We start from the raw sequence: 23,070 nt of genomic DNA, 5'->3' as shown, positions 1-23,070 counted from the left end.
TCGCAATCGTGCCGACCAGGCACGCGGCGGGCGAAGCCGGAGACGCCCGCAGGGGCGTCCTGGCGAGCCATGAGGGGCGTCTTTGGCGCGGACGCTGCTGGCGATGCCGAGACGGCCGCAGGGCCGTCCGGCGAGCCGTGCAGCGGGCGTAGCGTCATCCCGATCGCGGTGCGATCAGTCCCGGGTGCGACCCGGGGGTTCGATGCCCCCGGGGCGCACGTCGAGCGAGGCAAAAAAAAGGGAGGAAGCTCCGGTCTCCCGGAGCCTCCTCCCGAGGGCGTCACGCTGCGGCTGCAGAGCGCTGCTGGGCGCGGCGGAAGATGTGAAGCGGAACGCCGGCGGCGCGCAGCTTCTGGGCGAAGTTGGACTGGATGCCCGAGCCTTCGCAGACGATCGCTTCGACCGGCTTGAGGTTCACGATGCGGTCGTTGCGGACGAAGGCGGCGCGGTTTCCCTGGCTGCGGTCGAGTTTGAACTGCACCACCTTGATGCCGCGCGATGCTGCCCACGCGGTGGCGATGGCGTCGCAGCCCTTGGCCTGCGCGGTCGTTGCGAGGACCATCTCGGGGATGCGCTTGGCGATCTGGTCGAGGCGGTCCCAGAGCAGTTCGTGGTCGTGCCACTCCTGACCTCCGGAGAATGCGACGACGGGGCCTTCGGGCGCGAATTGTTCGCGGCGGGTCCGTGCGCGGCTTGCGAGGTAGTCACGCGCGTCGATCATCGAAGCGCTGAGCTTGGTGGAGACCCGGCTGCCCTTCACGGTGGAGAACGGCTGACCCGTTTCGACGCGGTAGATCTCGGCGGCGTGGTCGCGCATGCACTCCATCGCGGCGCGGCATCCCTCGAGGGTCTGGCAGAGCAGCTGCGTGTCCTCGAGTTCGTTCGCGTAGATCTCTGAGGGGTCGAAGGTGCGCGCGAGTTCACCCAGCTTGCGGGCGGCGTCATCCTCGCGTCCTTCGAGACGCTTCGCCACCATGTGGAAGCTGTTGCAGAAGCCCCACGCGAGATCCTTGGCGAACTCCTCCATCCGGGTGTCGCGCAGCACGTCGAACATCGTGCGCATCATTAGGTCGACGGCTGCTTCGACCTGGAACGGGTCGGGCATGTCCGCCTTCTCGGGTTCGGACACGACGCTGAGCTTGGCCATCTCGGATTCTTCGATGAAGCTGCTGGAGTACTCGTTCGAGGTGTCGATGCCCTGGTCGCGTGCCTCTTCGAGGAAAGCGGCGAGAGCGGTGAAATCGGTGAACTTGTTCATGGTAGCCTCCAAGGTTGATGTCCTCATCGTCATCGATGAGGTGTCCTTGTCGGCACGCCGCTGATCAGGGGGTCAGGGACGTTAACCGGGAAGCCGGCCCTTGGGCCGGACCCCGGTTAACGCCGCGAAGCGGGCGGTGGGGGAGCCGATTTTCTCGTGGTCGGCCTGCAGGGTCGGCCGCGTGAAAATTGGGGGAACCACCGATCCTTGAGGCCCGCCAATCCGGCGTGCCATGCTTCCAAATCAGAGAGAGAGATAATTGTTTTATGGCGGGTGCGCCGGGTGGACTGAGCGCAGTCCGGCAGGCGCAAAGCGCCTGCTATGGACCAGCGAGGACGCCCGGCGTCGCGCAAGTCGATCGTTACCCGAAGGGCCGAGACCCGCAGGGGCTCGGTGGAGCTTGGTGAGGAGGCCCAGGCGCAGCCAGGGCACGACGAACCTAGCGCAACAGAGCGCGGTCCCGCCCCAAGGCGGGATGCGTAACCAATCCCTCACTTTGTCTGGCTATTTTGCCGATCATGCCGGCGTCGACCCAACAACACCCCTGCCTTCTCGTGCTGAACGGGCACGCAGCTGCGCGCGCGGAATTGCGCGCGGCCGTCGCGGAAAATCGGCCAGCGAAGCTGGCCAGTCAGTTCTTGGGTGCGCTGGGCGAGATCTATGCAGCGCACGAGCTGAAGGCGACGCACGCAAGTCACATTTTCGACGAATACGACCTGGTATGGAATCAGGTGTCGGTCGAGGTGAAGACGACGGCGAAATCCAAGATCGGTAACGTCAATCTGGCCGGAAAGGAGTGCAAGCAGGTTTGCTTCGTGCGGTTCGAGCAGCGCGGGGAAGAGCTGTGGCTGGTCGAAATTGTTACGCGCCCTCGTGGCAAACCAAAATCGGGCCCCTCCAAAACACCGCCCAAGTCGCACCCTCTGAAACCGAAAGACGGTTATCGCGTGATCTGGTGAGCCGCGCGGCGCTTCGCAGAAGCGCGGCGCGCTCAGCGAAAGGTCGGCGCCCGCAGGAGCCCGGGGCACTGGCGGCGACTGTCGCGGGCCGAGGCGCCGGCATCTGTCGGCGGCCGTGCCCGCGGCCGAGCCGCGCCCCGAGGCGGGACCGAGCGCCCGCGGGGCGGGCCAAAGCGCCGAGCCTCGGCTGAAGGCCGTCAGGCCGTAGGCCGAAGCGAGACCGCAGCGCCCCGCTCGTCATGCGGCGCAGCGCGCAGCGCGATGCGCGCCGCCTTGCAGCCTTGCAGCAAAAAAAGGGGACGGCGCCGAAGCGCCGCCCCCGGGCATCAGTCGGCCGTATCTTCGAAGAAGATCGTGTCGACGATCGCGTTGTCCTGTTCGGGCGTCAGGTCGAATTCGTCGACGACGGCGAACGTCTCGTTTGCGCCAGCGACGATGTGCATGTCGCTTTCCCAGGCGACGGCTTCGGCTTCGGCATGAGCAACCGCGCGATCGTATGATTTGAAGACTGACATAGGTTAACCTCCGTTGTGTCGTGATCGACAGCTCGGAGGGGCGCGCGCGGAACGCGGGTCAGGGACGCCGGCGTGCCGGCGCCGCGCAGCGGGCCGCAGGATCCTTGACGCATAGCGGGATGCGCGTGGCACGATGGGGCTTGTGTGAAGAGGCACCCCTGCCCGCCAGTCGATCGTGACCCGGCAGGGCCGAGACCCGCTGGGGCTCGGTGGAGCTTGGCGACGAAGTCGGCCCTAGCGTAGCCAGGGTCGCGAGGAGCCTAGCGGAGTAGAGCGCGGTACCGCCCGCGACGCGGGCGGTAGGCGGTATCGTCGTCGTTCGGCCGCAGGAGCGACAGCACGGCTGTGTGGCAGCTCGGCCCGAGTGCGTCGAGGTCTTCGCCGATCGTCCGCATTTCGGACCAGCCCCGGGTCGAGTGCCGGTATAGGGTCACCATCCAGCTGACCCGCATGGTGGTCCCGTCGGTGTGGATCGTCGAGCAAACCTCAATATATCCGGCAGGCAATTGGTAACGGAAGCCTGGCATACCGCCGATCTTGCAAGGGGCGAACCCGAGGAGGGTCAGCTGCTCGCGGGCGCGCTCCATGAGGTCGCGCCGCTCCTGGGTGAACGGGAAACCGTTATGGGCCGGGGTCTTACGCAGCAGCGCGAGCATGCGCCCAGGATAACCCGAGACCGGTGCGATTTGGTTGAGGGCGTGGGTTAACACGCGCCTGACGCGGGAGGCGATCATGCCGCCAGCGGTATGCTGGCGGCGATCGCGGCGCGCTGCGCCTCGAGCGTCTCGAGGTGGTAGAGGTAGATCGGCCCGAAGCTGATCTGTTCCGCGAGGTGGTGATCCTCCATGCAGATCTCGCGCTGCGTTTGCGGGTCGAGCGCGTCGAAATCGAGCGCGTCGAGAAACCGATCGCGCCGTTCGGCGTGGCGCTGCAGGGCAGCGAGCTTGCGGGTCGCGCGGGCAATGTCGCGATCGTCGAAGAGGTCGGTATGCGGCATGTGCGGTGCTCCTGAAACGAAGCGGGCGGCGCCGAAGCGCCGCCCGTCGGGGGTCAGTAGAAGTCGATGCGGTCCGCGATGATCTCGCAGCCGTAGCGGTCGTTGCCGTCGGCGTCCTGCCAGCGGGTGTAGTGGAGGCGGCCTTCGACCGCGACCAGGTCGCCCTTGTTGCGGTTGTTGGCGACGGCGGTGGCGAGACCGTTGAAGCAGGTGACCTTGTGGAACTCGGTTTCCTTGGCGGTGTAGCCGCTCTCGTCCTTGTAGGTCTTGCCGTCCCGCAGCTTCGGCCGATCGGTGGCGACGAAGATGGTGGTGACGGTGGTGTTGCCGTTGCGGGTCTCGGGGTCGCGGCTCAGACGGCCGACCAGGTTGACGTTGTTCATCGGGTGCCTCCTTGGCTGTCCAGCGGGTCGTCCGCCGGGTGTCACCGATGAGCGGGGCACCGCGGGCAGCGGCACCGGAGCGAAGCGCAGGGAAACCCCTTTCGCTGGGGTGGTGCGGGCAGCCGCGAAGCGGCAACACGGCCCTGCTAAAGGGGTTGCAGCTGTTCGTGGTGGTCCGCAGGTGACAGTGAACCCGAGCGAGCGAACCCGCTGACGCCGAGGAGATCGGCACCGAATAACGGGCAGCCGACTGTCTCGGCCGCGCCGCGGCCCCGAGATCTGCATCGGCGCCAACGGGGCTGCAGCGCGCCTCCGATCGAGTGATGCTGGGCGCAGACCATGACGGAGCGGCCCGCCTGGGAGCCGGTCCACGGAACCTGCTGGTCGCGCCCCGCTGGCGCTACTGCTGCAGGCGTCCGGCGCGTCCGAAGGGTGCGTCCCTGCCCGTGCGCAGCGCGGGCAATCACTACGATGCGATCAGGTTGACTGTTAGACCTGTCGCCTGGCGACGGTCAGTCGCGGTCGACCCGCTCGTGTGGGGCGCTGAGTATCGCGCTCTGCAGGCTGTTAGTGAAGGCTGGCGGGAAGCGGCCTGCAACGAAGCCCTTCCCCTTCATCAGGGGTCGTATGTCGAATCCGGGCCAGGAGAAGATGTTGATCTCGTCGGTCACGACGCTGCTGTTTGGTGCAACGCCGCCGGCGGTGGCGACTGGCGCTGGCAAAGGCAAGGCGTTGGCCCTGCCCTCGCCCTTGGTCGTGATCGCCGCGACGCTGTACCGCTTGCCGTCGATCGCGATGACCACCACGAAGCGTTCCTTCACGCCTTCGTCGCGACCGGCTTTCTGTTCGTTGGCGAAGAGATAGACGTAGCGGAGAACGTGACCGACCTTCGGGAGGTCAATCGTTCCACTTGTCATTGGCGATCTCGTCTGCGGTGGGCCGGGAGGCTTCGATCGCCGCGCGCTGGTCCGGGTCGAGGTTCGACGCCCGAACAGGGGTCAGATCCATTGCCGCAAGGAGCGTCCCGCTAGCAGCGGCCTCCAGATGCCGGAAATACTCGATGTCGGTGATGACATGTCGCTCGCGGCCGTGACTGGTCAGGATGACCGGGGTGCGCGTCGACAGGTCGAGGAACTCGCCTGTGTTGTTGTGGAAACGCGTGAGCGGGATATGCTCATGTCTCTCGAGGGGGCGCGCTGCGGCCATGTCCGACTCCTTCCGAGTAAAAATAGCAACTATTCCCATAATCGCAAGTTCCATTAAGCGGGGTCGATGGCGATCGCCGTCTCGAGCGTCGGCTGAAAGCCGAGCGCGAGCAGATCGTCGTGATCGAGCTCGCGGTGGTTCTCGCCGGCGTCCTCGATCTCCCAAGTGATCCACGGTCGGACGAGCCGGCCATCGGCCAGGCGAAGCCCGCAGATGTTGCCGTTCGGCGAATGTGCGATCGTCGCGGTAGCGGGAATTCCGATCACGTCGGTGACGCTGATGGAATGCGAGTTGTCGGCCATGGCTTGTCCTTTCGTGGGGCGGCGTAATGCCGCGCAGGCAAAAGAAAGGGGTCCGTCTCCGGGGGGAGAGACGGACCCCGAGGGGGTGCAGGCGGGCGGGGAGCGGTCCCGCCCACACCGGGGAGGTCAGCCGGCGAATTCGGCGGTGGATTCGCCGAGGCCGTCGGCGGGAGCGCCGCTGGTGTCACCGGCGTCGCCGGCGTCGTCGCCGAAGGGCGGCAGCTCGTCCGTCTTCGCGGCCAGCTGCTGCGAGACGTCGCGGCGACGGGTCGGGCGCGACCAGACCACGTTGTAGCTGCCGTCGTCCTGGCGGAAGCACGAGACCTGCAGCGGCGCAGCCAGCGACGGGTCGTCGATGCGGCCGTTGAGGAACGCTTCGCCGGTGTTGTTCGAGTGGAGCTCGAAGAGCGCGCCGACCTGCACCCAGTTGCGGTTGGGGCCGAGCGCGTGGACCTCGAAGCGCGGCGCCTTCGGGTTTGGGCTGTTCACCGGGCGGAGCGCGATCGTCATCGCCACGGCGAGGGTCGAGATGCGGCCCATGTAGATGCCGTTGTCGTTCTGCTTGATGGAACCGATGTTCATGGTAGTTCTCCTGGTTGGCGTCTCGGACACCCTGTCTTCGACACCTCTCTCAATCCCACTCCTCTCCTCGGCCTCTTCAGGCCGAGCAGGGCGCGCCTCGCGCGCCCGTCCGGCGTCCGCGCGTCTCGCGCGGCGACGGGTCTGCCTTGGGGCAGTTCAGGAGTTGTCAGGGCTGATCGAAGAGGACGAACAAAAAAGGGGGCCGAAGCCCCCTTGGATCACTTGATGATCGCGGCGGCGTAGCCCCCGATGGTTCCAGCAATGACGCTGAGCGAGATCGCGGTAACCTGCAGCCACCGAAGTGTGCCCATGTCCTTGCGCATGGATTTCAGTTCGCCGACGAGGCTGGCATTGGCTTCGCTGATCTTCACGGCGATGTGTCCTTCGAGACTTTCGACCACCTTCTGGGCTTCGTCTGCACTGATCTTAGCAGAACGCAGCGCGCGGAAGAAGTCGATTGGCATGTTCGTCATGGTAACCTCCTTGATCTGACGAGGGTTCCGGCAGGACGCGCGGGACCAGGAGGTCAGGGACGCGATCGGGCGCAGCCCGTCGCGCCGCATGGCGGGCGGTGGGGGAACCGATTTTCTAAGGCGGCGGGCTCGCAAGAGACCGCGACGTGAAAATTGGGGGGACCGCCGATCCTTGACCGACGCCGGGTCCGCGCGTCACGCTGGGAGTGCCGGTGAGCCCTCCCCCACCCCTGGACCGAAGCTGCCCTCGAGCAACTTGTGGCGTGCCGTCTCCAGCTGGGCGGTGCTGGCGATCCAGACCGACCGTGCGACATGGTCATCCGGAGACTGTGCGAGCTTCTCCGCAAACCTGCGGGCCCGATGGTTGATCGCTTCGGCGACCAGCAGGATCTCGTCGAAGGTGAAGCTGTGCGCGAGCGCACATCCCGACGACCGCAGCGGAAGCGTTGCGTAAGGCACGAACGGATCGGCGAGCGGCATGTAATGCCGAACGGCTTCGTCGACGGCCTTGACGACGGTGTCCATCGGTACCCCGGCGATCATCCCGTTGTCGTCGGCCGCAGCATCGTCGAGGACGGCGAAGCTCCCGGCCTCGACAGTCACGGCGAAGGGTGTAGGCCCCGCCGTTGCCACGACGCATTCGTCTGTGACGAGAAGCACGTCTTGGGGTTCAACCTGATTGTCGCGGAGCGCGGACAGCGCCGCCGCGGAGGAAGCGAAGTGGTGGACCCGGTGCATTGCCGTATCCTTTCGATCTGTATGTTCAGAACAAATTCACGATTGACAAGAGTCCTTGTGCGACTGCGAACAGATTGTCTCAAAGCGAGGCAATCCAGTCGCTTGCGGCGGTTTACTTGTCGCTTGTGAGCTATTGCATCCGTTCCGGAGCAATCTGCCGTTCCCCCTTGCCTTTCGTCCGCGTCAGCTGGGGTTGCGAATGATGAATGCTCGGATCGCCGCCTGCTGGCGGTCCAGCTTGGCGGTCAGCGCACCGATGTCCGACCGATGGGCGTGCTGCAGGCGCGCCAGTGAATCTTGGTATTCGACCTCATCGGTCTTGCGCCATCCGCTGTCACCACGATGCGCCGCTGGCGAATTGGCGGAGCGTGCGGCATCGCGGCGAAGACGGTCCTGCAAGCCGTTAAGGCGCGCGCGGACAGCATCGCGGGCGGCGATCATCCGGTGATACTCTGGTTCCTTCACGACGGCGCTCCGAGGCGCTCGAGGAGCATCACGAGGATCGAGGGCTTCTTGGCCTCTTCGAGCTTGCGGCTGTCGACGACGTGGGTGCCGCCCCGGGTGATGGCAAAGCAGTCGAAGGTGGGCGACTGCCCGCCGTTCGCGTTCGGAATCGTCGAGCCGCGATCGTGGTACTGGATGTCGATAAACGCCGGTGGGCCGCCGGTCTCGTAGGGTCCGAAGTAGAAGGTGACGCGATTGCCGTCGCTCGTCTTGGTGGTCAGGGTGAATCCCCCGTCGGGAATGTCGATCACCTTGTGCGGAACGTCATTGAACTGTGCGAAGCCGATCGCGGTTGCGTCGGCCGCCCGCATGACGGGCAGTTCGGTGATATCGGGCATGGGACTTCTCCGTGTTGAGAGGATCAGGCGGGCTTGGCGAGCATCAGCTGCTCGAAGCGGCCGCGCACGGCGCGGGCATCGCTGAAGCGATTGTCGAGGCGGTGGCGTGCCAGGATCGATGCTCGGGACGCCGCGATCCGGGTTGCCTCGTCGAGCGTCGGCAGGCGGGGTGGCCAGCCTTTGCAGAACCGCAGATCGGCGGGCATCGCAGCCTCCAGCGCGCGGCGCTCGGCCGCGTCGCGCTTCGCGCGCTCGATATCCGCCCGCAGCGTCGTGGGGAGCAGATGCGGTGCGGTGTCGGCGAGCCATCGCGCGGGCTGAAACGAAAAGGTCGAGCGTGCCTCGAGGTCGACCAGCTGCAAGAGCGCTTCGCGATTGGTCGGCGCTGAAGCCGACGCCTTGGCGTCTGCCAGGGACTGCAGCACGCAGTAGCGGCATGATAGGCGAGTGGAGCCGTAGCAGGTGTAGGCTTCGTGGAGCGGGATCCCGAGGGCGTCATGCAGCGCGAAGACCTGATCGGTCGCCCAATGGACGATCGGGTGCCACACCATCATGGCGGTGCCGTTGGCGTTCCCCGGCCTCGCGAAGCGGTCGTCGGGCTTCCATTCCGGCGCCTTGCTGCGCGCGGCGCTCTCGTCGCGTCGGATGCCGATGATCTGGACGATCGTTTCGCCGGCGAATTCGCGTGCGAGGAAGGGCCCAAGCACCTGCGCCTTCTGCTCTGACGTGCAGAATCGGAGTGAGGCCGAGGACCACGGACCGATGAGGTTGTAGATCTCGAGATTCTCGTAACGGGCTTTCCCGTTGGCGAAGCGCTGTTCCCAGCGGTCGATCAAGTCACCTCCGCGGCGGCGGCGAACGTGCAGCCGGATTCCCGCGCGCACGGCCAGCGCTTCGACCATATCAGGGGTGCTGTCCCATTCGGCGCGGCCGAGGTCGGCATGGACCGCTATGCGCCGGGAGCGCGGATGCCCGATGGCATCCAGCGCCAACATGGTCGCGAACAGCGCGGCCGAGGAATCCTTGCCGCCCGAGAGGTTGAATACGGCCCAGGCACCGTCCCGCAGTGCCCGCTCGATCTCCGGCGGGAGCGCGATTGGGGGGATTGCGCTCGCCGCGGGAAGGACGATACGGCTGACGGCGGTCACGGCGACCCTGCCGGGCATGCGAGCCATTCGGGTTCGTCGTGCGCAATCGGCTTGTCGAACGCGGCGGCCTCGGCCTTGGAAAAAACGGTCGCTTCAGCCAATCGTCCGAAACCGGTTTCGTTGTTCCAGAACGACAAGCCATGCTCGGGGTCGCGCGTGGCGAGCACGAAGCCCGAACGGCCTTCGTCGGTAGGTGTGCCGTCGAGGCCGGCGCGCAGGATATCGGATGTGCTGTGGTAGCGGATCCCGGCTTGGGTGATCACGATGGCCCCACCGCCGAACTCGTCGTGGCGAAGCCGATCGCAGGTGTAGGCGTACTGGAATCCGAGCGGCAACGCGGACTTGGCGCACGCGAACAGCAGGTTCGCGACCTGTTCGACGCCGAACTGGTCACCGGTGAAGCTCACGATCTTGGTGTCGGCCTCGGGTCCGTCCTCAATGGTGATGTCGGCGTCGAGACAGGGAAAATCCGCGTCGGGAAAGATCGTCATGACGCCGGCGAACGGGTCGGCATCACCGCCCGGGAAAGCGGTCGCGAATTCGGGGCCGAGGTCCGCCACGAAGGCGGTGGCTTCATCGCCCTCGACGCCGTTGTCGATGGCCTCGATCGCGCGCTGGACCGCGGCGATCAGGCGGGCTTCGGACGCGGTAACGGTGACCGCGAATGCGGCCTGAAGATAGTTGTTTGCCACGGTGGGTCTCCGGTTGCCGTCAGGCGAGAAGGGGGGCGACGGCGGGGTCGATTTCGAAACCGAGCTGCCGCGCGAACTCGGCCGCACGGCGGATGGCGCCAGGCTCGACCTTCAGCGATTCGGCGACGATCTCTAGTGTGTCGCCGTCCTTCGACGGCGCCATGCTGTGCAGGTGGCCGTGCGCGGTGGTGATGGCGAACGGCCAGGTCATAGCGACCGCGACGACGCCTTCGGCGTGTACGAGCAGCGTGTCGCCGGTCTCGATCGCCTCGTCGATCTGCGTCGCATCGTAGGCGTTGCCGGTCGTCTCGAAGGCGTGGATGCGGTGCGCGGTGAACGCGAAGCGCTCAGAGTCGGTCAGCATCGGCCTCTCCCTTCACGGTGACGGTGATGATGTCGGGGTCGAGGCCCGGCGAGCCTTGCGGATTCGCGCGGAGCATCCAGCTGGCGGGCCGTATCTCGCGGGCCCAATCGGCGAAGGAGGGGACGCGTCCGAGATCCTCGATGACGTGCTGCTCGCCGATCAGGCGGACCGGCACGATGCGGCCGTCGCTGTTGACGATCGTCTGGCCGAAGATCGTCTCCAGCATGAAGATGCCTTCGGCATGGTGACGCAGCGCACGGTGCCGGGGGTCGGCGATGATCGCCTTGGACTGGTCGAACCAGTCGTGAAGCGCCCGATAATCCTCGACCCGTCCGCCCCAGCGGCGAACCGACGACAGGCAATGGTAGTAGCAGTGCGACATCGGTCAGCCCTCCCATTCGTGGGTGAAGCACTCGGTCTCGGTGATCCGAACGCTGTGTTCGAGGACGGCCTTGCGCGCGGCGATGTCGATGGTGAGCTCGCCGAAGGCGCCGTCGCCGTCCTCCCAACCGTTGTGCTTCTGGGCCAGCATCTCGAGGCCGAGATCGTCGATCGCTTGGGCGAAGGTCGTGTCGACCTCGAATGCGTCGCCGCGGAAGGGAACTGACCAGGACGTGCATGGCATTTCGGGCATCGGCAGTTCCGGTGCGGTGCCATCGTGGTCCGCTGGTCCCTGCAGGACGATGCTGTGGATCTGCCCTTCGTCGCCGCACCCGTCGTAGAACACGACGATCGTGCTGATCCCGTTCAGGACCGCGACCGCGCAAACCGCCGCCAGCATCAGCGAGGGCGCATCGTCGCGCGGAGCGGTGCGAAGGCGCGCGGTGGGCTGGGTGTTGGTCGTCATGCGGGTTCTCCCATGAGAGCGGCGAAGCGGACGGCCTCGTCCGGGTAAGCGCCGGAGAGGTTGCGGTGGATGGTGGCGAACGCCGGCAGGGGGAAATTCCCGCGCGCATCAGGTCGCGTGGTCTGCAGGGCGCCGAGCACGACGTCCGCGATGCTCGCCTTGTGGCAGACGGCCTCGGCGTCGTCGTAAGTGACCGGCGGCGCCATTCCGGCTTCGAGCCAGGAGCCGATGCCATCTTCGACGGCCTCGGCATACGCTCTTGCCGGACCAAGGTCGGCGTCGTCCCCGATCACGAAGGCGAGCGTGGTGTAGGTTCCGAAATCGTGGTGATTGGGCTGCGCGGTGAGGGCGCAGCCTTCGGGCGGCGTTCCGAACAGCGCAATCAGGGCGGCGCGGTAGGCGTCGACCTCCAGGCGATTGACGGCGGCGAAATCGGGTGTGTGGCCGAGCTGGGCACAGTCTTCGTTGGCGGGGGCGCCGCCAAGGTCGATCGTGATGGGCATGGGGGGTCTCCTGCGATCCTCCTCTGGATCGTCGGACCAATCCCCCTCCCCTTCAGTCCTTCGGTTCGCTCGGTCGTGGCTGGGCGGGTTCGCCGCGGATCAGGAGGCGTTTCGCTTCGGCCTGGCCGGGCGAATCCTGCTGGGCGAGCGTCTTGAGCCGGTCGGTCTCGAGCGCGGCAGCGAGGTCTGCAGGGACGTCACAGAAAGGCTCGATGAGGGCGATCGCGGAGCGGGGTGTTGGAAGTTCGCCCGGAAAAGTGCCCAGCCAATCCTGGACAGAAGCACGAACTAAGGCAGTGCGGTCCAACGGGTGCAAATCGCAGCCGCTGGCTGCCTCCGCAACCGAAGAGTTGTGGCCCCCAATGATGATTTCATCCTCATAGACCACGACGCACGACAGGAACGCCCGTACATAGCGACGACGGACATCGACATCCGGATGCTGAATGCCTTCACGCAACTCGCTTGCGATGCGGCCTGCCTCCGCTTTCGAGAGCGGTTTGATGGTCTCCGACACCAAAGCTTCCTGAAGGGAGATCAAACGGGTAAGGTTGTTCCGTTCTTCCACGATTTCGGTCAGGCGTTGGCGAAAATCTTCCTCCAGGCCGAGACCGTGCTTCTCGGCCAAGTCCCACAGGTTCCGCTCGCGCTTCTTGGTACCCTTAAGCTGTTCTCTCAAACTACTGAGGCGAGAGGACGCGGCTGATCGATCTTTGGAGCGGACTTCGATCCAGCTTTTGACGATCGAAGCGAGGCGGTCAGCAGTGAAGAGGCTTTCGCAAAGGGTGGTGAGGACGAGATCGTCGAGCAATCCTTCCGAGATGCTCACCGGCTTGCCGCCAGCACATGCACCAATGCGCACTTTTCCAGAGCACTTGTAGTATCGGTAGGTGTCCTTGGTCCAGCTCGTGCCAGTTGCTAGCTGCAAGGGCGCGAGGCAAGAGCCACACCGAGCAATTCCACTCAGCAGAACCGGACTCGTGGTAAGCCGGGGCGCGGTGATCTCAGGTGCCCTCATGCGCATCTGCTCCTGGACGCTTTCGAAGAGGGCTTCACTAACGATCGGCGGACAAGGAACGGTGATCCAACCTTCGCGGGGCAATTTTTCCTCGGTGATGGGATCGGTTGGTCGATAATAATTCCGACCGACATACGTTTCGTTGGAGAGCATCGCGTGGATCACATTCTTCGCCCAGAGGCGGTCGCTGCGTGTCCTGGAGCCCTTTTCGTTCAAGCGATCCGTGATCTTCGCGATCCCGAGTCCCGCGGCGTGCAACTCAAAGGCCTCTCGCACAGTGGCGGCCTCGGCCTCGTTGATGGTGAGCTTCTTCTTCGCACGCTCGCCGCGCATCTCGGCGACCTTGTACTCGTAACCAAACGGTGCCGTACCTCCGCTTCTGAACCCTTGGCGAGCATTCTCCTCCATCGCCCTGCGGACATGCTTCGATTGTTCGCGGCTGAAATACTCGTCGATCAGACCCATGACCGACAGTGCTAGGGTTCCACCGCCTCCGTCATCCTCGATTTCTTGCGTGAGAGAGCGGACCTGAACTCCGTTGCGCTTCAACTCGCGCCGCTCCAGCTCCGAGCGAGGCTGATCGCGATAAAAGCGGGAGAAGCTGTGCACCACAATGAACTCAAAGGAGCGGGGCTTCTTCTTCGCTTCAGCCAGCATCTCACGGAACTGGGGCCGACCAGTGTCGTCCCTGCCGCTCGCGCCCGCATCCACATATTCCCCTACAACCTGCCAGCCCTGCAAATCTGCGTAGACCCTAGCTCTGGCCATCTGATCGGGAATGGAAATGTTCTGTTTCGCCTGCTTATCCGTGGATACACGAGCGTAGATGACGCACCGCGGCTTGGAGAGGGACGGACGGGGTTTGACTACCATTTGTTCCTCCTACGAAGCCGCCGACTTGCGGTTCATCAAGTCTGCAAACATTTCGACCTCTGACAGGTCCACGGGCGGATCGTCGTCCATCAGCAGGTAGACAACGTGCGGTTGCTTCCCTCGACGGCCACTTTTGACCGTTTTCGTGTAGAATTTCAGCCCTGCGGGCATGGGAATTGCGCCGGCGCTATGCATGGCAGGCCACTCCTCGATCATGGTTCTCATAATTGGTAGTTCTCTAGCTGTTGTCGATGCCCTACCAATTAGGAGTAAGCTCGAACTAGCACTAGGCATGGAGAATGGCGGTGGCGTTTTTATTTTACCTCGACAGTGCTCAACTTAAACTGTCGGTCATGACCTCGAAGCTTGGAAGCGTTGGAACTTGTATCCCTGCCTGCATAAATTGCTGACCGCGATCGATTTTTTGCGCCGGCGTATGGGCAAATTTGCGCCCTCGAAGATCGGTAACTTGATCTACGATCGTTGCTCACTTCACTAGCGGGCCACCGAATCTACGGACGTATCACTAGGCGTCCGCATACAACGCCTAGTTAAGCTGGCGGCGCGAATCGCTGACTCGAGGTTGCGAGCACGGCACATTGCCCCAGGCAGACCCCCATGCGGACACTACCGCGGGTCATACGCGCCCCGGGGGTCGCCGAGGCATCGCTCGCCGGGATGATTTCTGACCGATTAGGAATTGGCCGCCAACTTCCGCAGATTGGCCTCATGGATCGCACGTGTGATGGGGTAGCCGAGGATCAGCCCTAGCGCTGCGATTTGTAGGCCCATGATGACTGCGGGTTCGGTCCAGCCCAGCTTGATCAGGACATCTTGCGAAACCTGCCCGACTTTGGCGCCCTCAGGAAACTCGACATACGCTAGGATCATCCCAGCGCCGAAGGCTCCGATGCCCGAGGTCGCTTTCAGCATGAATGCGTTGGCGGAGAAAATCAGGCCAGCGGCATGACGCCCGGTGCGCGCTGCTGTGTGCTCGACGACATCGGCCAGCAACGACGATCCGACCACCCCAATGCATACCGCCATCAGCGTATTAACGAAGCTCGAGGTGAAAAGAATCCAATAGAGCAGTTCCGAGCCGTTGGGCGGCAGCAGGCCCAGCAAGCGGCTCCAGTACATGGCCGGACTGGCGAGGATGATCCCGATCCACAGCGTCACCGCCGCCCGCTTCTTCCCGAGCGCAGCGGCAATCCGCGGGGCGGCGAACAGGGCCACGAAGACTGCCGCGAAGTTGCCCACGAGGAGGAGCGATATCTGATCGCCCGTGAGCTCCCAAAAGAATATGCGGAAGTACGTCAGGCAGGCCGTGGCGATGCCGCTTGCCGCAAAGCTGAAGAGCGTGGCCCCCGCGACGGTCAGGAACGGTCGGTTCACCAGGGTCCCCCAAATCTCCCGCGCCGACCTGGCGAACACGAACGGCTGCCGCTCGGGCACTGCGGGGAACTGGGCGACCAGCCGCTGTGTCCCGAGGCTGGAAGCGATGATGGCGGCGAACATCATCAGCGATGCGGTGAGGCCGTACAGTGAATAGCCATCGAGGTTCAGCGTGCCGGTCGGATACTCGGCGCTCGGCCTCAGGAATACGCTGAAGCCAAGCACGCTGATGGTGAGCCCGCCGACCCAGCCGAAGAAGTAGCGGTAGCTCAGGAGCGAGGTGCGATCGTCATAATCCTGTGCGAGATCGACGACGAGAGCTGCACTCGGAATCTCGTACAGCGAAATGCACAGCCGAATGAAAATCGACAACAGCATGAGGTACCAGAAGAGGTCGTCCACCGTGAGCCAGCCGGGCGGGTTCCACAGGAAGAAATAGGAAACCGCGATCGGGAGCGCGGCGGCGTACATGAACGGATGGCGGCGCCCCAGGCGTGAGCGAAAGTTGTCCGACCAGTTGCCGATGAGCGGATCGCACACCGCATCGACGATCAGCGCCACCATGATCGCGACGCCCACAGCAGCCGCCGATACGCCCAGCGCCTGGTTATAGAAGATCATCAGGAGGACCGTGAAACCGTTGTCCTTCACACCGAAGGCGACCGAACCCAGTCCGTAGAACAGCTTGTCGCGCAGGGACCGCTTGGTGGGCGGCGCGTCGTTGGCTGCCTCGGCGGCCGCTAGAACCTCCGCGGGTTCTTGCCCACCTCCCTCAACGTAGGTCGTCGACATATTCCGTCTCCCTCACGTCGGCCGTGTCGACGCATCCCGCGGCCGGCGTGGTGACCGACTCGTTTTCTCAAACAGTGGCTATCGCGTTGGAGAGGCGTGGTCAAACGCGCTTTCGGCGAGCCTCATTTTGCCGCGTACCGGGCAAGCAGGCTTTGGGCGACGGTCGCGACCAGATTGCCTTCGCGGTCGAATATCTCGGCGTGCGACTGTCCCCGCCCGCCCGTCATCACGGTGCTGCGCTGAACGCACAGCAGCCATTCGTCCGCGCGTGCCGGCCGGTGAAACCAGATCGCGTGATCGAGGCTCGCGGCGTTGAGGCGAACTGTGTCTCCCGAGGCATTAAGCATCTGGAGGTTGACGAACACAAGGCCGACATCGGATGCGAATGTGATCGCTGCCTGGTGCACGATCGGATCGTCGGGGAGCGGCTCACGCGCGCGAAACCATAGCAAACGGTGTCCGCCACCGTCCTTCGAGGTAGCATCGGCAAGTTCGACAGGTCGCAGGTCCAGCCAGCGTTCGGCCACGTAATTGCTGTGCTGAACGCCCTTCCGGGCCGCATTCCGGGCGCGAGTCTCGCGCTGATCCTCAAGTGTGTCCGGTGAGGGCGCCTGTGGCATCATGACGCCCAGGTCCGGACCCTCGTCCCCGGCGTGGAAAGAGCCGAGAGCCTGGACGAGCGGCCGGCCCTCGCTGGTCACCCGGACTTGCCGCGCTGAAAAGCGGGCGCCGTTCCGCACTTCCCCCACTTCGAGGTCCACGCCGAGGTCGGCGTCGCCGCCAGCGAGGAACAACAGATGCAGCGCCTGGCAGTGCTTACCTTCGACCGTCGCCGCTGCGGCGGCCAGCGCCTGTGCAGCCAGAACCCCGCCAAAGGTGCGGCGCGGATGACCGCCCCCGGCGATGCCGGCAAAACGATGTGCCCCGAGAGACGTCGGCTGTAGCAGCTGCTCGAAACTCTCCGCCGCGCCAGGATCGCTCGGGTCCATCGCTTCTCCTTGCATCTGGGGCTTCGACAGAAGGGGCATCGCTCAGGCGGCGGGCTCGGAGACCGCATGATGAGGCGCTGCCCCCGCGGTCTCGCCGCCGTCGACAGGCAAAAGAACGCCGCGCAGGAAATCCGCCTCGTCGGACAGCAGGAACAGCGTGGAGGTGGCCACATCGGCGATCTGGCCCCACCGGCCCGCGGGAATGGTTGCGGCAATGGTGGCGTCGAACTCCGGGTTCTCGATGCCGGACCGCGACATCGCCGTCTTCATGTAGGTCGGGCAGACGCCGTTCACCCGAATGCCCGTTTTCGCATACTCGACCCCAAGCGCGCGGGTCAGGCCCGCCTGGGCGCTCTTCGCTGTGGTGTAAGCCGCCTGATACGCGTGACCGCGCAGGCCGGCGGTCGAGACGATGTTGACGATGCTTCCCGCGCCGTCCTGCGTCAGAAACTGGCGAATGGCGGCTTGGCAGCCGAACCAGGTTCCGCGGACGATGACGGCCAGACATGCGTCGAGGTCCTCTGCCGCGAGCTCATGGAATGGGCCGCCGCGGTAGATACCAGCATTGTTGACGAACCCGTCCAGCCGGCCGAACCGAGACACCGCGGCCTGCACGGTTGCCTCGACGGCATTGGCATTGCTGACGTCGCAAGCGTGATAGAAGGCCTCGCCGCCCTCGGAGTTGATAAGCGCGGCGGTGGTCAGCTCGCCCGCTTCATCGAAGTGTCCTTCCGTCGCGGCTTCGGCGACGTCGGCGACCACCACCCGCGCACCCGCTCTGCCTAGCGCGACTGCGATCCCGCGACCGAGACCAGTGCTCGAGCCGGTAACCATCACAACCTTGCCCTGGAATTCCCTACGATCCGACACCGTTTCTCTCCCGTGCAATTTCATGCTATACCTACGGCACGTTCAAAAGATAGATATCGTTGCTGCACCGGCGCGCTTTTGGCCTTGGGTTTGGCAGCTAACTGGGTGTAGCTCGCCACAGAGGCTGCGAAGATTTTCGGTGAGCAAAGTGCAGGGCTCGTTAGCCAGACCCAATGTTGAGCGACTAGTGGGAGTATAAGTTTATGCCGTTACCACAAGGAATTGAGCCGCTTCATCAAGGAATCCAGGACGCTCTGTTCAAGGCCTCCGACGCTGATTGGATTGAGAACGAACCGGGCCAAGCGTGGACGAGAATTCTCTGGACCGGCGCTGAGTCGGGAACGTGGGCGGCGGTGTTCCGATGGGCCAAGGGTCATGTCGCTGCGCCCCACAAGCACCTTTCAGCCTCGCATACATATGTTCTGAAAGGACGATTGAGGGTGCGGGACGGCGTCCTTGAGGCTGGCGACTACGTGTATGAGCCGAACGGCGTGCTGCATGGCCGCACGGAGGCCTTGGAGGACACCGAGTATCTATTCATCTGCAACGGTCCGCTGCTGTTCTTCGACGACGACAAGTTCACCGGCTATATCGGCTGGGAAGAGTGGGAGCGGATGCGCGAAGGCGCCGCCGCGACGCCGGAAGCGGCCAGCGCCAAGCGCACGGCAGGAACGGCCCCGGCATGACTCAAGCGGTGTTGAACCACACGATGCTGCGCGTGCGCGATCCCGCGGCGTCGCTGGAATTCTATCGCGGGCTGCTTGGTATGAGCCTGCTCGATCGCTATGATTTCCCTGACCTGAAGTTCAGCCTGTATTTCCTGGGGTTCGTGCCGGAAGCGGGGCCCGCCGATCGCGCGGAGCGGGTCGAATGGGTATTCGGTCAACCCGCGCTGCTCGAGCTGACTCACAATTGGGGCAGCGAGGCCGATCCCGAGTTCCACTATCACGACGGTAATGCCGAGCCACGGGGCTTCGGACATATTGGACTGTCGGTGCCCGATGTCGAAGCCGTTTGCGCCGGGCTGGGAAAGAACGGCGTCGAGTTCGTCAAGCGGCCGCAGGACGGCGCGATGAAAGGCATCGCGTTCGTCAAGGACCCGGACGGTTATTGGGTCGAGCTCCTGTCTCCCGCCTCGTTGCGGAACATCATCATGGCGCAGCAGCAGAAGAGTTGACCGTGAAGGCGCCAGTTTCGCCCAGGTGGTTGGCGGCTCAACCCGAGCTGCAAGCGCGCTTTGCCGATCAGGTCAAGACTTCGGCGGCGATCCGCGAGCAACACGGGAGGGGCGAAGGCCGGGCCGACCTGCTGCCTCCGGACGGCGTCCTCATGGCGACAAGCACCGAGGATGTCGCGGAAGCCCTTCGCATCGCCCATCGCCATCGCCTTCCGGTCATCCCATTCGGAGCGGGGACCTCGCTCGAGGGCAATGTCACCGCTCCGAGTGGCGGACTGTGCATCGACCTTTCCGGGATGGACCGGATCATTGCGGTGCGCGACCTCGATCTCGACTGCACGGTCCAGTGCGGCGTCACGCGCGAACAATTGAATACCCACCTGCGCGATCGAGGGCTGATGTTTCCTGTCGATCCGGGAGCGAACGCGACCCTCGGCGGCATGGCCGCGACCCGCGCATCGGGAACCACCACAGTGCGCTATGGCGGAATGTCCGCGAACGTCCTCGGACTCACCGCCGTATTGGCCGACGGGCGCGTCATCCGCACCGGCGGCCGGGCGCGCAAGTCTTCTGCGGGGTACGATCTGACCCGATTGTTGATCGGGTCGGAGGGAACCCTCGGCGTGATCACCGAGCTGACGCTGCGGCTGCACGGAATCCCCGAAGCGGTGACCGCCGCGGTTTGTCCGTTCGCATCATTAGACGGCGCGGTGGAGACAGTCGTGCAACTGGTGCAGCTCGGTGTCGGGCTCGCGCGGATGGAGTTCATGGACGAAGTGCAGGTTGCCGCCAGCAATCGCTATTCGGGCACCGAGCTTCCCGAGCAACCGACCCTGCTGCTCGAATTCCACGGCACCCCAGCGGGCGTGACGGAGCAGACCGCACTCGCGGCCGAGGTCGCGGCCGCCAACGGGGGTGGTGAATTCCAGTGGGCGGGCGCGGCTGAAGAGCGCACGGCGCTATGGGCCGCCCGTCACAATGCCTATCACGCGGCCCGGGCGTTGCGGCCGGGCGCACTCAGCGTGATCAGCGATGTCGCCGTTCCCGTGTCGGCGCTGGTCGAGCTCGTGGCGCTCACCCGGCAGGACGTGGACGCGGCGGGCTTGGTCGCGCCGATCGTGGGGCATGTCGGCGATGGAAATTTCCACGTCATGTTCCAGGTCAATCCGCACGATATCGACGAGATGCGGCGGATGGACTGCGTCTACGACACGATGGTCGACCGAGCACTGGAGGCAGGCGGAACCTGCACCGGCGAGCACGGCATCGGCTTGGGCAAACGAGATAAGCTAGTCTTAGAGCATGGCCACGAAAGCGTCGCAGTCATGCGAGCGGTCAAGCTTGCGCTCGATCCGTCGGGAATTCTCAATCCCGCCAAGATCATGTCGGACGAAATACCGACATGATTGCCGAAATCTTCAGACAACAGGCAAGATCGTGATGCTCCGTTAACTCTGTTCCGCTATCCACTAGGTGGGGAATCGAGGGAGAGGCAGATGACGGAGGCGGGTGCGATTGCGATCGCCGATCGTCTACAGTTCTACGGGCTGGACGGCAATTTCGAGGCCGACCTGCGGGAGATTTGGCGACTGGTCCGTCCTGACATCGAGTGGATCGTAAGGGGCTTCTGGGATCACATCGCCGCGCTCGTGGGGCCGGAGGGCGGTGTCGACGAAGACCGCATAGTCCGCGAATTGCCCACGGGCATCGCCTACATGGAAGGAAAGCTAACCAGCCCTATCGACCAGGCTTGGGTCGACCGGATCGCCGCTTCCGGGCGCGAGTATGTGATCGAAGGCACTCCGCTCGATCTCATGCTTTCGGCCTTCTCCGCCGGGCACGATCGCCTGATCGACAGTCTGACGCGCCGGATCGACGATCCGCGCGAGCTGGGGCGTCTGGCCGCGGTCTATCTGCGCCATGTCGTACTCGAATGCGAGATTATGACCTCGCAGGTCACCTCGATCCACCGTGAACGAGCTGCGCGCCGGCTGGGTGAGCACGCCGAACTATTCCGCGAAGACATTGCCGCCACGGTCGAAATCGCCACGGCGACGGCGAAGGACGTGCGGCATCGCGCCGACCAAACGGCGAGGCTGACGGTCGACATGCTGTCGAACGCGGCCAGCGTTGCTTCGGCCGCCGAGCAGTCAGCCCTCGCGATGGACGACGCCGCCCGCACTGCCGCGGGGTTGATCAGCGCGATCGGCGAGGTGCAGGCGGTGGTCGACAATTCGGCTTCAGTCGCCGACCGCGCCGCCGAAGAAGCAGCGCTCGCCGTCAGCACCGCCACCGCGGCCGCCGGCCATGCGGGATCGATCGAGACGGTCACCGGTCTCATCCGGCACGTCGCCGAGCAGACGCAGATGCTGGCCCTCAACGCCGCTATCGAGGCCGCCCGAGCAGGCGATGCGGGGCGAGGGTTCGCCGTGGTCGCGCAGGAAGTGAAGAGCCTCGCCGCACAGACTGCGAGTGCTACGGACGACATCGCCGGTCGGATCGCCGAGATTCAGAGCGCGTCCGCTCAGACAGTGTCGGCGTCGACCTCCATGCGCGACACGGTGCTAGCCTTGCGCAGGGATGCGGAGAGCGTGCGAAGCGCGATGGATCGTCAGGCGCGCACGGTGACGGCTATCACCAGCTCGATCGATGAAACTGCACTCACCGCCAATTCGATGGCGGGCGCGATCACCGATGTCCGCCGTCGGCACCAATGGCACAGATTTGAGGTTGTGATTTAAGGAGGATCTGGGCTTCGTCGTAGTGACGAAGGAACGAAGATGAAGCCCAGATCCTCCAATGTAAAATCGCCCGCCAAGGCCCCAGCAGAGCGGGTAGTGAAGGACATCCGCCGACAGACCCGGCGTCACTTTTCGGCCGAGGACAAGATCCGCATCGTGCTGGATGGCCTGCGCGGGGAAGACAGCATCGCCGAGCTATGCCGCAAGGAAGGCATTGCCCAGAGCCTGTATTACACCTGGTCGAAGGAGTTCATGGAAGCTGGCAAGCGCCGCCTGGCCGGCGACACCGCCCGTGCCGCGACCACCGGAGAGGTCCAGGACCTGCGCCGCGAAGCCCGGGCCCTGAAGGAATGCGTGGCCGATCTGACACTGGAAAACCGTCTGCTCAAAAAAAGCATGGTCGCGGATGGGGGCAACGACGAATGAGGTATCCCGCATCCGAGAAGCTCGAGATCATCAGAACCGTCGAGCAGTCGCACCTGTCGGCCAAGCGCACGCTGGACCAACTCGGCATCCCTCGTCGGACATTCTACCGCTGGTATGATCGCTACCTCGAAGGCGGGCCGGAGGCGTTGGAAGATCGGCCATCGGCGCCGAGCCGGGTGTGGAACCGCATCCCGGCGGGCATCCACGACCAGATCATCGAGCTGGCGCTGGAACAGTCTGAGCTGAGCCCCCGGGAACTGGCCGTACGCTTCACCGATGGGCAGCGCTACTTCGTGTCGGAATCCACGGTTTACCGCTTGTTGAAGGCCCACGACCTGATCACCAGCCCGGCCTATGTCGTGATCAAGGCTGCCGATCAGTTCCACACGAAAACCACGCGGCCGAACGAGATGTGGCAGACCGACTTCACCTACTTCAAGATCATCGGGTGGGGCTGGATGTATCTGTCGACCGTGCTCGACGACTTCTCACGCTACATCATCGCCTGGAAGCTGTGCACCAACATGCGAGCCGAGGACGTCACCGACACGCTGGACCTCGCCCTGGCGGCTTCTGGTTGCGACAGCGCCACGGTGCTGCACAAACCCCGGCTACTCAGCGATAATGGCCCCAGCTACATCGCGGGTGAGCTGGCGGAATACATCGAGGCCCGGAAGATGAGCCATGTCCGCGGCGCCCCGTGTCATCCCCAAACCCAGGGCAAGATCGAGCGCTGGCACCAGACCCTGAAAAACCGCATCTTGCTGGAAAACTACTTCCTGCCCGGCGACCTCGAAGCCCACATCGAGACCTTCGTCGAGCACTACAATCACCAGCGATACCACGAGAGCCTGGCCAACGTGACGCCTGCCGACGCCTACTTCGGCAGGGCTCCGGCAATCATCAAACTGCGCGAAAGGATCAAGCGACAGACCATCGATCATCGGCGCTTGCAGCACCGCAAGTTCGCCGCCTAACAT

30 protein-coding genes are annotated in these 23,070 nt (G+C 64.4%); 6 read left to right on the top strand and 24 right to left on the bottom strand.

Going from position 1 to position 23,070, the window contains the following annotated elements; all coding sequences use genetic code 11:
• Positions 1–280: 280 nt before the first annotated feature.
• On the bottom strand, positions 281–1,258 hold the full coding sequence (locus LH20_RS21980) for a DUF2493 domain-containing protein (RefSeq protein WP_053556508.1): 978 nt from the start codon (positions 1,256–1,258) through the stop codon (positions 281–283).
• A 554-nt stretch (positions 1,259–1,812) separates the two neighbouring features.
• Here LH20_RS21980 and LH20_RS21975 point away from each other — a divergent pair.
• Entirely contained in the window at positions 1,813–2,217 is a 405-nt protein-coding gene (locus LH20_RS21975) for a hypothetical protein (protein WP_235527239.1), read from the top strand.
• 326 nt (positions 2,218–2,543) lie between these two features.
• Here the strand turns inward: LH20_RS21975 and LH20_RS21970 are convergent, their stop codons facing one another.
• From LH20_RS21970 to LH20_RS21860, 23 genes are all read right to left on the bottom strand, one after another.
• Complete coding sequence (locus LH20_RS21970) at positions 2,544–2,732, bottom strand: hypothetical protein (RefSeq protein WP_053556506.1); 189 nt, start codon at positions 2,730–2,732, stop codon at positions 2,544–2,546.
• A gap of 260 nt (positions 2,733–2,992) precedes the next feature.
• Positions 2,993–3,442, bottom strand: coding sequence for a hypothetical protein (locus tag LH20_RS21965; RefSeq protein WP_144423758.1), 450 nt, complete (start codon positions 3,440–3,442; stop codon positions 2,993–2,995).
• A 20-nt stretch (positions 3,443–3,462) separates the two neighbouring features.
• Complete coding sequence (locus tag LH20_RS21960; protein ID WP_053556504.1) at positions 3,463–3,729, bottom strand: hypothetical protein; 267 nt, start codon at positions 3,727–3,729, stop codon at positions 3,463–3,465.
• 53 nt (positions 3,730–3,782) lie between these two features.
• Entirely contained in the window at positions 3,783–4,112 is a 330-nt protein-coding gene (locus tag LH20_RS21955; RefSeq protein WP_053556503.1) for a single-stranded DNA-binding protein, read from the bottom strand.
• 512 nt (positions 4,113–4,624) lie between these two features.
• Entirely contained in the window at positions 4,625–5,029 is a 405-nt protein-coding gene (locus LH20_RS21950; protein ID WP_053556502.1) for a hypothetical protein, read from the bottom strand.
• Positions 5,010–5,318 carry a type II toxin-antitoxin system prevent-host-death family antitoxin gene (locus LH20_RS21945; protein ID WP_083455638.1) on the bottom strand — a complete coding sequence of 103 codons (309 nt, stop codon included), beginning with the start codon at positions 5,316–5,318 and terminating at the stop codon, positions 5,010–5,012. The genes LH20_RS21950 and LH20_RS21945 overlap by 20 nt, the downstream gene beginning before the upstream one ends.
• Positions 5,319–5,371: 53 nt before the next feature.
• A complete protein-coding gene (locus tag LH20_RS21940; protein WP_053556500.1) occupies positions 5,372–5,620 on the bottom strand; it encodes a hypothetical protein in 249 nt (82 codons plus the stop codon).
• A 126-nt stretch (positions 5,621–5,746) separates the two neighbouring features.
• Complete coding sequence (locus tag LH20_RS21935) at positions 5,747–6,202, bottom strand: DUF736 domain-containing protein (RefSeq protein ID WP_053556499.1); 456 nt, start codon at positions 6,200–6,202, stop codon at positions 5,747–5,749.
• A 218-nt stretch (positions 6,203–6,420) separates the two neighbouring features.
• Complete coding sequence (locus LH20_RS21930; RefSeq protein WP_053556498.1) at positions 6,421–6,675, bottom strand: hypothetical protein; 255 nt, start codon at positions 6,673–6,675, stop codon at positions 6,421–6,423.
• A 195-nt stretch (positions 6,676–6,870) separates the two neighbouring features.
• Entirely contained in the window at positions 6,871–7,413 is a 543-nt protein-coding gene (locus LH20_RS21925) for a hypothetical protein (RefSeq protein ID WP_053556497.1), read from the bottom strand.
• Positions 7,414–7,596: 183 nt separating this feature from the next.
• On the bottom strand, positions 7,597–7,878 hold the full coding sequence (locus LH20_RS21920) for a hypothetical protein (RefSeq protein ID WP_144423754.1): 282 nt from the start codon (positions 7,876–7,878) through the stop codon (positions 7,597–7,599).
• Positions 7,875–8,255: a hypothetical protein gene (locus LH20_RS21915; RefSeq protein WP_053556495.1), complete on the bottom strand. Its 381-nt coding sequence runs from the start codon at positions 8,253–8,255 to the stop codon at positions 7,875–7,877. Before LH20_RS21915 ends, LH20_RS21920 begins: the two co-directional genes overlap by 4 nt.
• 23 nt (positions 8,256–8,278) lie before the next feature.
• Positions 8,279–9,430 carry a phosphoadenosine phosphosulfate reductase domain-containing protein gene (locus LH20_RS21910; RefSeq protein WP_321164253.1) on the bottom strand — a complete coding sequence of 384 codons (1,152 nt, stop codon included), beginning with the start codon at positions 9,428–9,430 and terminating at the stop codon, positions 8,279–8,281.
• On the bottom strand, positions 9,400–10,095 hold the full coding sequence (locus tag LH20_RS21905; protein WP_053556494.1) for a hypothetical protein: 696 nt from the start codon (positions 10,093–10,095) through the stop codon (positions 9,400–9,402). The genes LH20_RS21910 and LH20_RS21905 overlap by 31 nt, the downstream gene beginning before the upstream one ends.
• A 19-nt stretch (positions 10,096–10,114) precedes the next feature.
• Complete coding sequence (locus LH20_RS21900; protein WP_053556493.1) at positions 10,115–10,459, bottom strand: hypothetical protein; 345 nt, start codon at positions 10,457–10,459, stop codon at positions 10,115–10,117.
• Entirely contained in the window at positions 10,443–10,841 is a 399-nt protein-coding gene (locus tag LH20_RS21895; RefSeq protein WP_053556590.1) for a DUF6915 family protein, read from the bottom strand. Before LH20_RS21895 ends, LH20_RS21900 begins: the two co-directional genes overlap by 17 nt.
• A gap of 3 nt (positions 10,842–10,844) precedes the next feature.
• Positions 10,845–11,306 carry a DUF6878 family protein gene (locus LH20_RS21890; RefSeq protein WP_053556492.1) on the bottom strand — a complete coding sequence of 154 codons (462 nt, stop codon included), beginning with the start codon at positions 11,304–11,306 and terminating at the stop codon, positions 10,845–10,847.
• A complete protein-coding gene (locus tag LH20_RS21885) occupies positions 11,303–11,809 on the bottom strand; it encodes a hypothetical protein (RefSeq protein WP_053556491.1) in 507 nt (168 codons plus the stop codon). The genes LH20_RS21890 and LH20_RS21885 overlap by 4 nt, the downstream gene beginning before the upstream one ends.
• A gap of 52 nt (positions 11,810–11,861) precedes the next feature.
• Complete coding sequence (locus LH20_RS21880) at positions 11,862–13,700, bottom strand: recombinase family protein (protein WP_053556490.1); 1,839 nt, start codon at positions 13,698–13,700, stop codon at positions 11,862–11,864.
• Positions 13,701–13,709: 9 nt separating this feature from the next.
• The gene (locus LH20_RS21875) at positions 13,710–13,916 is read right to left on the bottom strand and encodes a hypothetical protein (RefSeq protein WP_158501184.1); all 207 of its coding nucleotides are present in this window, start codon (positions 13,914–13,916) and stop codon (positions 13,710–13,712) included.
• Between the two features lie 477 nt (positions 13,917–14,393).
• Positions 14,394–15,887, bottom strand: a complete 1,494-nt coding sequence (locus tag LH20_RS21870; RefSeq protein ID WP_083455637.1) for an MFS transporter — start codon at positions 15,885–15,887, stop codon at positions 14,394–14,396.
• A gap of 122 nt (positions 15,888–16,009) precedes the next feature.
• On the bottom strand, positions 16,010–16,876 hold the full coding sequence (locus tag LH20_RS21865; protein WP_053556488.1) for an acyl-CoA thioesterase: 867 nt from the start codon (positions 16,874–16,876) through the stop codon (positions 16,010–16,012).
• 42 nt (positions 16,877–16,918) lie between these two features.
• The gene (locus LH20_RS21860; protein WP_235527242.1) at positions 16,919–17,710 is read right to left on the bottom strand and encodes an SDR family NAD(P)-dependent oxidoreductase; all 792 of its coding nucleotides are present in this window, start codon (positions 17,708–17,710) and stop codon (positions 16,919–16,921) included.
• Positions 17,711–17,949: 239 nt separating this feature from the next.
• Here LH20_RS21860 and LH20_RS23170 point away from each other — a divergent pair, with 239 nt between their 5' ends.
• From LH20_RS23170 to LH20_RS21830, 5 genes are all read left to right on the top strand, one after another.
• Positions 17,950–18,432 (top strand): cupin domain-containing protein, encoded by a 483-nt coding sequence (locus LH20_RS23170; protein WP_083455635.1) that lies wholly within the window; start codon positions 17,950–17,952, stop codon positions 18,430–18,432.
• 23 nt (positions 18,433–18,455) lie between these two features.
• Positions 18,456–18,923: a lactoylglutathione lyase gene (gene gloA / locus LH20_RS21850; RefSeq protein WP_235527238.1), complete on the top strand. Its 468-nt coding sequence runs from the start codon at positions 18,456–18,458 to the stop codon at positions 18,921–18,923.
• Positions 18,924–18,952: 29 nt separating this feature from the next.
• Positions 18,953–20,329, top strand: coding sequence for an FAD-binding oxidoreductase (locus tag LH20_RS21845; RefSeq protein ID WP_235527237.1), 1,377 nt, complete (start codon positions 18,953–18,955; stop codon positions 20,327–20,329).
• 90 nt (positions 20,330–20,419) lie between these two features.
• The gene (locus LH20_RS21840) at positions 20,420–21,664 is read left to right on the top strand and encodes a methyl-accepting chemotaxis protein (RefSeq protein WP_053556483.1); all 1,245 of its coding nucleotides are present in this window, start codon (positions 20,420–20,422) and stop codon (positions 21,662–21,664) included.
• A gap of 39 nt (positions 21,665–21,703) precedes the next feature.
• Positions 21,704–23,067 (top strand): IS3 family transposase gene (locus tag LH20_RS21830; RefSeq protein WP_442800470.1). Its coding sequence is split into 2 segments (ribosomal slippage): positions 21,704–22,051 and positions 22,054–23,067, totalling 1,362 coding nucleotides; the frame shifts between segments, so codons are not numbered across the junction.
• The last annotated feature ends 3 nt before the right edge of the window (positions 23,068–23,070 follow it).

Source organism: Sphingopyxis sp. 113P3, from assembly GCF_001278035.1.
Taxonomy (GTDB): Bacteria; Pseudomonadota; Alphaproteobacteria; order Sphingomonadales; family Sphingomonadaceae; genus Sphingopyxis.
The sequence above is the reverse complement of the archived record's forward strand: the minus strand, read 5'-3'. Positions and strand labels throughout refer to the sequence as shown.